This is a genomic window from bacterium (genome assembly GCA_024228115.1).
Taxonomy (GTDB): domain Bacteria; phylum Myxococcota_A; class UBA9160; order UBA9160; family UBA6930.
In genome coordinates, this window is record JAAETT010000034.1 from 1 (window position 1) to 7,172 (window position 7,172).

General features: G+C 64.3%; 6 protein-coding genes and 1 pseudogene. 5 read left to right on the plus strand and 2 right to left on the minus strand.

The window, feature by feature from the left end; translation table 11 throughout:
- Window positions 1-139: 139 nt before the first annotated feature.
- Window positions 140-703, minus strand: a pseudogene (locus tag GY937_00890) (nitronate monooxygenase).
- 71 nt (window positions 704-774) lie between these two features.
- Here GY937_00890 and GY937_00895 point away from each other — a divergent pair.
- Both GY937_00895 and GY937_00900 read left to right on the plus strand, forming a co-directional pair.
- Window positions 775-2,331, plus strand: coding sequence for a long-chain-fatty-acid--CoA ligase (locus GY937_00895; GenBank protein MCP5055261.1), 1,557 nt, complete (start codon window positions 775-777; stop codon window positions 2,329-2,331).
- Between the two features lie 111 nt (window positions 2,332-2,442).
- Window positions 2,443-3,639 (plus strand): 4-hydroxybutyrate CoA-transferase, encoded by a 1,197-nt coding sequence (locus GY937_00900; protein MCP5055262.1) that lies wholly within the window; start codon window positions 2,443-2,445, stop codon window positions 3,637-3,639.
- A 14-nt stretch (window positions 3,640-3,653) separates the two neighbouring features.
- On the opposite strand, the gene GY937_00905 is transcribed toward GY937_00900, so the two are convergent.
- Window positions 3,654-4,325, minus strand: a complete 672-nt coding sequence (locus GY937_00905) for a leucyl/phenylalanyl-tRNA--protein transferase (protein MCP5055263.1) — start codon at window positions 4,323-4,325, stop codon at window positions 3,654-3,656.
- Window positions 4,326-4,373: 48 nt separating this feature from the next.
- Here GY937_00905 and GY937_00910 point away from each other — a divergent pair, with 48 nt between their 5' ends.
- The 3 genes from GY937_00910 to GY937_00920 are packed head-to-tail and all read left to right on the plus strand — an operon-like array spanning window position 4,374 to window position 7,038.
- Window positions 4,374-5,486 carry an acyl-CoA/acyl-ACP dehydrogenase gene (locus GY937_00910; protein MCP5055264.1) on the plus strand — a complete coding sequence of 371 codons (1,113 nt, stop codon included), beginning with the start codon at window positions 4,374-4,376 and terminating at the stop codon, window positions 5,484-5,486.
- A gap of 59 nt (window positions 5,487-5,545) precedes the next feature.
- On the plus strand, window positions 5,546-6,790 hold the full coding sequence (locus tag GY937_00915) for an acyl-CoA dehydrogenase (protein MCP5055265.1): 1,245 nt from the start codon (window positions 5,546-5,548) through the stop codon (window positions 6,788-6,790).
- Window positions 6,791-6,792: 2 nt separating this feature from the next.
- Entirely contained in the window at window positions 6,793-7,038 is a 246-nt protein-coding gene (locus tag GY937_00920; GenBank protein ID MCP5055266.1) for a hypothetical protein, read from the plus strand.
- The last annotated feature ends 134 nt before the right edge of the window (window positions 7,039-7,172 follow it).

Consider the following 7,172-nt stretch of genomic DNA (forward strand, 5'->3'; position numbering starts at 1 on the left):
CGCCGAGGCACGCCCCAAATTCTCGCCACGGAATGGGCATCGACCACCCAAAACGAAATCCGTCAGCGTCAATCGCCGCGCGGCACGCCGAAACCGTGGAAAGCCAGGTTCTCAGCCAACTTTCGTGCATAGTTCAGGCTAGCGCGAATGCCGCCGCCATGGTTCGTCCATCGAGCATGCCGCCAGCTGCGATGATCGGAACGTCGAAATGGGAGGCGACGAGGGGGAGCAGCACCATCGATGCAACATCGCGTGGATTCTTGAAACCGCCGCCTTCGCTGCCTTCGACGATCAAACCGTCGACCCCAGCCGCCACCGCCTTCTCCGCGCCGGCCAGGGTTGGCACGACATGGAAGACGATCAGGCCGGCCTCCTTGAGTTGGGCGGTGTACTTCGTCGGGTTTCCGGCCGAGGTCGTGACGAATTGCACGCCCTCGTCGACGACGAATTGGACGATGTTCGGATCGCGCACGAAGGCCTGGGCGATGTTCACGCCGAAGGGCTTTTCCGTGAGCGTCCGCATCTTGCGGATTTCGTCGCGGATCACGTCGAGCTCGCCAGACGAGGTCTCGATGATTCCCATGCCACCGGCATTCGAAACGGCCGAAGCGAGCGGGGAGCGGGCGATCCAGCCCATCGGGGCCTGGACGACAGGGATTTCGACGCCGAGAAGCTCGGTGACGCGGTTGTGGATGGTCGACATAGGCACGGACGATAGCCCGGTACCGGCTCGGATGATTATACTGGGCCCCCGTTCCCCAAGGAGGCAACCCCATGAGGCTCCACGACAACCTCGACTACCACGCTCGCCAGGCTCCCGACGCGATCTTTGCCGAAATGGGAGACCGTCGCATCAGCTACGCCGACGCTGCGCTCGAAGCCAACCAGCTCGCCAACGCCCTGGTCGCCGAAGGGCTCGTGATCGGCGATCGCGTGGCGATCCTGTCCAAGAATTCGATCGAGATGGCGATCTTCTATTTCGCCTGTTCGAAAGCCGGGGTTGCGCCGGTTCCGCTGAACTACCGACTGGCGCCGCCCGAGTGGGCCTACATCCTGAATGATTCCGGTGCCAAGCTGCTGGTGGCCCAGCCGGAGCTGGCCGCGGCGCTCGAACCTGCGCGGAAGGAACTGGGCGGGATCAAACGCTTCCTCTCGGTGAATGGCAGAGCAGAGGGCTACGATGAACTGCTGGACTTCGTCGCTGGCCAATCAACGGCAGCCCCCGACCGCTTCGTACCGCTGACGGCGGACCTCTACCAGATGTACACGAGCGGTACGACGGGACGGCCCAAGGGGGCGGTGCTCTCCCAGGAAGCCGTCTGCTGGCAGCTCTTTCAGGCCATGGTCGGTTTCAGTATCTCCGAGGGCGAACGTGGGTTGATCGTGGCGCCGATGTATCACGCCGCAGCCGGAATCATGACATTCGCCGTCATTGGCGGCGGCGGAACCCTCGTGATTCACGAAGATTTCAACCCGGCGGCCGTGGTGGACGCGCTATCGGAAGGCGGCGTTACGATTTCGCTACTGGTTCCAGCCATGATCCAGTTCTGCCTGGTCGCGGTGCCGGATGTCGGGCAGCGCAACTATGAAAAGCTGCGTCTGCTGATCTACGGCGCCTCGGCAATCGCCGAGCCCACGCTTCGTCAGGCCATGGACACATTCGGCTGCGATTTCGTGCAGGGCTATGGCATGACCGAGACGACGGCCGCCGTTTCGTACCTGATGCCAGAAGACCATCGGCGCGGCGTCGCGGGTGAGCCGGGGCTGCTGCTCTCGGCGGGGCGGGCGTTGATCGGAACCGAAATCTGCATCGTCGATGGAGAAGGGAAACCCGTGCCCAATGGCACGATTGGCGAAGTGGCCGCCCGTGGGCCCCAGTTGATGCGCGGCTACTGGAACCTGGAAGAGGCCAGTGCTGAAGCCCTGCGGGATGGCTGGATGCACACCGGTGACGCGGGGATCATGGACGATGAGGGCTTCGTGTACATCCAGGATCGGGTGAAGGACATGATCGTTTCCGGGGGAGAGAACGTGTATCCCCGGGAGATCGAAGATGTGCTCTATGAACACCCTGCGGTCGCGGAGGCGGCGGTGATCGGAATCCCCGATGAGAAGTGGGGTGAGGCGGTGAAGGCGGTCGTCGTCCTCAAGGAGGGTGAGGAAACCACGACTGAAGACCTGCTCGCGCATTGCAAGGATCGGCTCGGTGGCTACAAACGACCCCGAAGCGTCGATTTCATCGAGGCGCTTCCGCGCAACCCGAGTGGCAAGGTGCTGAAGAAGGATCTGCGCGAGCCCTATTGGGCCGGACACGATCGACGGGTGGGTTGACCTTTGGAGATACCGGAAGCGAAGCGCAAGAGCCCTGCCGAGGCGGCCGCCCTGGTCGAGCGGCGAGATGTCGTTGGGTTGCCGCTGGGCCCCGGCCAGCCAAAAGCCTTCATGACGGCTCTTGGCGAACGGGACGATTTTGAGGACCTCGTCGTCTCGACGGCCCTCTTGCTAGGCCTGTATCCGCTCTTCACGAAGCCCGGCGTCAAGCTGCGCAGCGGCTTCTTCGGCCCGGTCGAGCGCGGGCTCCGGGCGTCCGGATACGATGTGCAATTCGTTCCCGCAGATTTTCGCCGCTTTACCCGACTTCTCGAGACCCTTCGTCCCCGGGTCATGGGCACCGTTGCCGCAGCGCCGGATGCGAAGGGATGGATGAGCCTCTCCCTTCACGCCGGTGCGACGACCCACGAGCTGCGCGCCGCCGGGAGCGACCCGGACCGCCTGCTGATCGTTGAAGTCAATCCAGCCTTGCCCCGAACCTTCGGACTTCCGCCGGAAGCGCCTCATGCCATTCATGTGGACGAGGCGGATGTGATCATCGAGGTGGCAACTCCACTACCGATCGTGCCCGACACCCCGGGCGGGGAGGCCGAGGTGCGGATCGCCGAACACGTCTCGCCATTCGTTCACGAAGGCGCGACGCTTCAAACCGGCATCGGCGCGATCCCCAGCCAGGTCGTGTCGACCCTCGCGGAGGGAAAACTCGGGGACTTCGGGGTGCATTCCGAGATGTTCACCGATGGCCTGATGGCGTTGCACCGTGCGGGGAAGGTGAGCAACGCGTCCAAGGGTCTCCACGAAGGCATCTCGATCTGCACCTTTGCAGGTGGCTCGGAGGCACTCTATGCGTGGCTGGATGGCAACGAGGATGTGCGCTTCCTGCCGGTCGAGGCGGTGAATGCGCCCGAGACGATCGCGGCCAATCGGAACATGGTGTGTATCAACGGCGCGCTGGCCATCGATCTGGCCGGCCAGGTGGCGGCGGATACGATCGGCGAGACCCAGTATTCGGGCGTCGGCGGTCACGAGGATTTCACCGGCGGCCCCGGCCTCGAGAACAGCGACCGCTCCTTCATCTGTCTGCCGTCCACAGCGAAGGTCCACGGTCGGGTGGTCTCGCGGATCACTCCCTCATTCGAGCCGGGTACGGCGGTGACGACACCGCGTCACCAGCTCGATGTGGTGGTGACCGAGCATGGCGCGGCGGAGCTCGCGGGATTGACCGTGGCCGAGCGAGCCGCCGCACTGATCGGGATCGCCGATCCTGCATTCCGCGATGTCTTGTGCAAAGAGGCCCCCCAGCGCTGACCGCGCTGTCGGGCCTACCAGGGGCCTCGGCGCGTAGGCTCTCGCAAGGCGCTGGCGAGCGCGGCCTGAAAGCGGGCTCGCGGCCACTCGGTCGCGCCGAAGCCGGCCAGGTGTTCCGTGTGCATCTGGCAATCGATCAGCGTGAAGTTCCACTCGGCGAGGCTTCGCACCAGTTGGACGAGGGCCACTTTCGAGGCGTCGGTGCGGTGGTGGAACATCGACTCGCCGAAGAATGCGCTGCCGAGGGAGACGCCGTAGATGCCGCCGACGAGTTCGCCCTCCCACCACGCCTCACAGGAGTGGGCGAAGCCAAGCTCGTGAAGCCGTTCGTAGGCCGAGAGCATCTCCGGATTGATCCATGTCCCATCCTGCCCCTCTCTCGGAACGGAGGCGCAGGCCCGGATGACATCCGAAAACGCGCGATCGAGGGTCGTCTCGAAACCGCCGCTGCGAAGCGTTCGCGCCAGGCGGCGCGGGACGTGGAGCTCGGCAGGCTCCAAGACCATCCGGGGATCCGGGGAGAACCAGAGGATCGGTGGTTCGTCGTACCAGGGGAAGATTCCAAGGCTGTAGGCCAGGAGAAGGCGTTCTGGAGAGAGGTCCCCGCCGACCGCAAGCAGTCCGCTTTCCGACGCTTCTGCCGGCGGCGGAAAAGAGACCTCAGACCCGAGGCGGTAGACCGGCATTCTGTATATAATGCCCTACCCACTGCCAATATCCGAACCGAGGACGCGATGAATCTCGAATTTTCCGAAGACCAGAAATTCGTCCAGCAAACCGCGCGGGACTATCTCCAGGAACACGCCGGGCTCGAAAAATGTCGAGCCGTCCTTGAAGGCAGTGAGACCTACGATCAGGAACTCTGGAAGGGCGTGGCCGAGATGGGCTGGCTAGGCGCTGCGGTTCCCGAGGAATACGGGGGGGCGGGCCTCGGCTATCTCGAACTCGTGTTGATCGCCCAGGAGATCGGTCGTGCGTTGGCGCCGATCCCGTTCTCGTCGTCGGTCTATCTCGCGACCGAGGCGATCCTCCTCGCGGGCAGCGATGATCAAAAGAAGAGCCTTCTTCCGCGCCTCGCTTCCGGCGAACTCATTGGCACCTTCGCTCTGGCGGAAGGCGTGGGCGATTTCGACCCGGGCCAGTGCGCCGTGACGTTCGAGGGTGGAAAGCTGAACGGCACGAAGATGCCGGTTCCCGACGCTGAGGCGGCAGGCATCGCAGTGGTCGTCGCGAAGGAGGGCAGCGGTCATTCCCTGGTGATCGTTGATCTGGACGCTGCCGGGGTGACGCGCACACCTCTCGAAGCCTTCGATCCTTCCCGGCCGCTCTCCAAGTTGGAGTTCGACGGTGCCGCCGGCGAGCGCCTCGGCGGGGAGGGCCAGGGCGACGCGTTGGCGAGCGCGGTGCTCGACCGGGCCGCGGTCATGCTGGCCTACGAACAGATCGGCGGTGCCGAATGCGCCCTCGAGTTGACCAAGGAACAGACCATGGGCCGCTTCGCCTTCGGTCGGCCTGTCGGCTCCTTCCAGGCATTGAAGCATCGCATGGCCGATCTCTTCTGCGCCATCCAGATCGCGCAGTCGAACGGCTACTACGCCGCCTGGGCACTCTCGGAAGACAGTGATGAACTCGCCATCGCGGCGGCCAGCACCCGGGTCGCGGCCAGTGACGCCTTCTGCCTTGCAGGCGAAGAGATGATCCAGATGTACGGTGGCGTTGGCTACACGTGGGAATACGACTGCCATCTCTTCTACCGCCGCGCCAAGAGCACGAGCCACGGTCTCGGCACGCCCGATGAGTGGCGCGAGAAACTGGTCTCGCGTTTCGAGAAGACGAAGCTGGCCTGACGCCGCCAGCCTCACGCGAACGAACGATCGACTGAAACGAAGACGGACGGAGAGCGAAAATGGATTTTGACGATACCCCGCAAGAGGCCGAGTTCCGAAAAAAGGCCCGCGCGTTTCTCGAGCAGCACCTCGAGCCCCTGAATCCGGATGAGATCGCGCCGAGCCTGATGGCCGAGCGCGAGGACGACGAGGCGATCGAGAGGTCCAAGGCGTGGCAGGCCACGAAATACGACAACGGCTGGGCCGTGTTGACCTGGCCGAAGGAGTTCGGTGGCCAGGGTCTCGGGCGACTCGAGAACGTGGTTTTCAACCAGGAAGAATCGAAATTCAAGACGCCTGCGCCCATCTACGGCATTGGCCACGGGATGCTTGGACCCACCTTGATGGCCCACGGCACGCCGGAGCAGAAAGAGAAGTATCTGAAGGACATGGCCCGCGGTCAGGTCGTCTGGTGCCAGCTCTTCAGCGAGCCGGCGGCGGGATCCGACCTGGCGGGCCTGCGCACCAGTGCGGTACGCGACGGCGACGAGTGGGTGATCAACGGTCAGAAGATCTGGAGCACGGGAGCCCACTTCTGCGATTGGGGCATGATCGTCACCCGCACCGATCCGGAAGTGCCGAAGCACGACGGCTTGACCTACTTCATCGTCGATATGCATTCCCCGGGTGTGGAGTGCCGGCCGATCAAGCAGATCAACGGGGGCGCGGCGTTCAACGAGGTCTTCTTCAACGATGTGCGCATCCCGGCCGACAACCAGCTCGGGGCCATCGGAGAGGGATGGCAGGTGGCGATCACCACGCTGATGAACGAACGCGTGTCGATCGGTGCCGGCGGCGGTGCCGGCCGCACGAAGGATCTGTTCCGTCTGGCGGCGGAATGCCGCAAGAACGGTCGGCCCGCGATCGAGGACAGCGCGGTGCGCCAGCGGCTCGCGAATGCCTTCATCATCTCGACGGGCCTCAAGTACACGGGCTACCGAACGCTTTCGGCCCTCTCTCGCGGTGGCACGCCCGGGCCCGAGGGCTCGATCGGCAAGGCCGTTGGTGCGCCGTTCAGCCAGGAGCTCGCGGCCTTCGCGATGGAGCTGCAAGGCGCGATGGGTGGTGTGAGTGACACGTCATCTGCGCCCCAGGCTGCGATCTGGCAGGAGAGCTATCTGGCCTCGCCGGGGATTCGCATCGCCGGTGGTACGGACGAGATCCTGAAGAACGTCATCGCCGAGCGCGTACTCGGCCTTCCGGGCGAGCACCGGGCGGACAAGGGGAAGCCCTTCAGGGACGTCCCGACGGGATCGAACAAGTAGGCATGAGGCTTCGGCACGCTGCCGCGCTGCTGGCGCTGCTTTTCGTGTCCGGTGCTTGCGCGGGTCCTGCGGACCCCTGGCACGTTCCGAAGGGTCGGGAAGGCCGGTTTCGCGATGCCCGGAAGGTCTGCCATCAGCTCACCGACAACGATGATGGCAGCGTCGTGCGGGAGCGGATGGACGCCTGCATGGGCCGCCGGGGCTGGCGGCGCACGCGCTGGTACGATCGTCTGGGGGTCGAGTTCTAGTCCCTTGTCACACCAAAAGCTGGGGGTAGAGTCGTCGCAGTTTCACGCGGGCTTGTTGGGTCGTGAATTGCCAGTCGACGCCCTTCGTCGTTCGGTTGCGATCGTCTTGCCAGGCTTGGACTTGGCGCGTGAGA